This window comes from Crocosphaera watsonii WH 8501 (assembly GCF_000167195.1).
Lineage (GTDB): Bacteria > Cyanobacteriota > Cyanobacteriia > Cyanobacteriales > Microcystaceae > Crocosphaera > Crocosphaera watsonii.
Window position 1 is genome coordinate 1 of the sequence record NZ_AADV02000286.1, and the last position, 3,111, is coordinate 3,111.

Consider the following 3,111-nt stretch of genomic DNA (forward strand, 5'->3'; position numbering starts at 1 on the left):
GGCGAAAAGAAAAGAACAGAAAAAAAAAGGGAGATGGGAGAGCACGGCAGTGCAGCTTGATGCTGATTGTCGATCTAGAGGATCCCCCTATTATCCCGAATCCGTCCATGTAGATAAAATTTATCGAACTAGGGAAAACAGAAATTGGTGTAAGGAAAGAGGGATAAGAATCAGTGGTCCGAAGTTAGGAAGACCTCCGAAAAATGTCAGTGAAGAAGAAAAGAAACAAGCCCACTCCGATGAATGCTTCCGTAATGCTATTGAGGGAAAGTTTGGACAAGCTAAACGAAGATTTAGCCTAAATCTCGTGATGACAAAACTCCCTGAAACCTCCATTACATCTATTGCTATTACATTTTTAGTTGTCAATCTTTCTAAACTTCTGAGGCAGTTTTTGTCGCTTTTTTTGTCCTTATTTACTAATAATAGAACAGGAGAACTTATCAAACCGCCTTTCATTAATTTTGATTATACTTTAAACAATTTTTATGTACTAAAACTTATTGATTTGTCAGAAAATTCTTGGTCAAAAGTGGCACAAATTTTGGAGAAACTTTTTCAGCAAACCCTAATTAACTCGTAAATTATTGATCGATTGGAATAATTCGTTGATTTTATCCAAAAATCAAATTAAGAAAAGGTTAAAAAATAATAATCTTTGTCAAGTATTATTGCAAAGGAGAGCAAAATGGATTGGAAGGTTAATGACAATAGCGATCCTCCCCCTCGTCGGCGTAAGGGTTGGAAGTTTACCTTTTTCGGTGACTCTAACGAGGGTGAGAAAGAAAACACAGAACTACCGGAAACCTCGAAGAATAGCGAACATTATCCCCTTTCTCAAACCCATGTCGGACAATCAGTGTGGATAGTAGGTTTTGTGGGACACGGGGGCATGAATCGACTTTTGGGTATGGGTTTAACCCCTGGAACCCAAGTTAAAGTAGTTAGCGCGCAACCTGGTGGATCTGTGCTTGTAGCCATTCAAGATAATCGCATCGGTGTGGGTGCAGGAATGGCGCAGAAAATTTTGGTCAGCAATGAACCTCTAAGTCAAGGAAAAACTATGAACACTGAAACCCAAACCTTATTACGAGAAATGCCCAAAGGCAGTAAAGGCCGAGTCGTTGCTTATAACCAGGTGAAACGGGGTTACAAGAAAAAACTCCTCTCTATGGGCATGACCCCTGGTGTAGAGTTTAGCATCATTCGCGTTGCCCCCCTTGGTGATCCCGTAGAAATTCTTGTTAGAGACTTTCATCTCAGCCTACGCAAAGATGAAGCCGACGCTTTAGTTGTGGAAAAACTCTAAATGCGTCCAAAAATAAAAATTTTTCACGTTTAATTCTGAAGAAATATGTTAAAACCAATTATTGCCCTCATTGGTAATCCCAATTGTGGCAAAACAACCCTTTTTAATGGCCTTACAGGGTCAAACCAACGCACCGGCAACTGGCCTGGTGTTACTGTAGACCGAAAAGAAGGTAAGTTCCGCTACCAAGACCAAGAAATGACCCTGGTTGACTTGCCTGGGGTTTATTCTTTGGACGTAGAAGAAGGAACAACCTGCATGGATGAACTGGTGGCCAGAGATTATTTACTTTCAGGAGAAGCGGATCTAATCATCAATATTGTCGATGCCTCTAACTTGGAACGCAACCTCTATTTAACCACCCAACTGATGGAAATGAGGCTACCTATGGTGATCGCCCTCAATATGATGGACGTAGCCAGCGATCGAGGCATTTCTATCAACGCCGAAATGTTACGGGAACGGTTAGGGTGTCATGTCATCCCCATGAACGCAGCTAAAGAAGATGGGGTGCAGGATCTCTTACATATTGTCGGTGCAATGGTGGCTAATCTCCATCATACTCCTAGTGCAGCTTGGCGAAAGTAATCCACCAGATTTTTACAGAAACTTTCGTGACTAGCCACGACAATGTGTTTCAATGAAACTAACGGAAGAATCTCGAAGTTGATGTCCATGATAAAAGCATTGCCAATTAACCTCTCCAACCTACAGAAAACAGTACTCCAACAAATAGTGAGAGGGACAACAAAACCCTATCGCCTTGTTAGACGAGCCAAGCGAATCTTAGCCGCAGCATCAGGAGAGAGCAATAGTTCGATTAGTCGAAGATTAGAATTAGACCGAGTACAAGTGCGTCAGTGGCGATCGCGATGGTTTGAGGAGAGAGAAAAACTGAGTGCCGCCGAAGAACAACAGGTAACGGAGAAAGCATTAATGGTCTTGATCAAAGGAATTTTAAGCGATCGCCCAAGACCTGGAACAACAAAATCCTTTACGGTCGAACAAGTAGTCCAGATTGTAGCGATCTCTTGTGAAGAATGTGAAAAATCAGACAGACCAGTGAGCCATTGGACACCTTCAGAGTTGGCGGATGAAGCCATAAAAAGAGGAATTGTCGAAAAGATTTCCCCCCGTAGTGTGGGGCGTTTTTTAAAAAGAAGCGACATTACAACCACATCTCGTTCGTTACTGGTTAAATGCCAAAATTGATGATCCCTTAAAATTTAAAAAGCAAGTCAAATATATCTGTGAACTTCATCAAGAAGCTAAAACTTTGTTAGAACAAGGAATTCATTTAATTAGTACAGATGAAATGACAGGGATTCAAGCTCTTGAGAGATTATTTCCGAACAAAAGAGTCAAGCCTAAACAAGTAGAAAAAATCGAATTTGAATATGAAAGACACGGAACTTTAAGCTTGATTGCGAACTGGGATGTGGCAAGAGGAAAAGTTGTTAGTCCCTCTATTGGACCGACAAGAACAGAACAAGATTTTTTATCAGATGAATCTCATCGAATTCGCTTTGTTTATATTCCCAAACATACATCGTGGCTTAATCAAATTGAGTGTTGGTTTTCGATCTTAGTCAGGCGTTTACTCAAAAGAATTACTGTCCGTTCAACTGAAGAACTATCCCAAAAAATTCTCAATTTTATTGATTACTTTAATCAACATTTTGCTAAGCCGTTCGTTTGGAAATTTAAGGGCTTTAAAGATCATAAGTGACTGGTGGATTATTTTTGCTAAGCTGCACTAGGATTAATTAATGAGACAACAATGGAAAATAGAGATACTAAGG

General features: G+C 40.4%; 4 protein-coding genes and 1 pseudogene. All 5 read left to right on the plus strand.

The window, feature by feature from the left end:
- On the plus strand, positions 1 to 583 hold a 583-nt coding region (locus CWATDRAFT_RS30845; protein WP_042712998.1), incomplete at its 5' end, for a transposase.
- Between the two features lie 105 nt (positions 584 to 688).
- Positions 689 to 1,309 (plus strand): FeoA family protein, encoded by a 621-nt coding sequence (locus CWATDRAFT_RS30850; protein ID WP_007308621.1) that lies wholly within the window; start codon positions 689 to 691, stop codon positions 1,307 to 1,309.
- A 45-nt stretch (positions 1,310 to 1,354) separates the two neighbouring features.
- Positions 1,355 to 1,873 (plus strand): annotated as a pseudogene (locus tag CWATDRAFT_RS30855) (FeoB small GTPase domain-containing protein); the annotation flags it as partial.
- Between the two features lie 66 nt (positions 1,874 to 1,939).
- Entirely contained in the window at positions 1,940 to 2,521 is a 582-nt protein-coding gene (locus tag CWATDRAFT_RS30860; protein ID WP_007308623.1) for a helix-turn-helix domain-containing protein, read from the plus strand.
- Positions 2,522 to 2,585: 64 nt separating this feature from the next.
- A complete protein-coding gene (locus CWATDRAFT_RS35255; RefSeq protein WP_007303109.1) occupies positions 2,586 to 3,038 on the plus strand; it encodes a transposase in 453 nt (150 codons plus the stop codon).
- Positions 3,039 to 3,111: the final 73 nt, after the last annotated feature.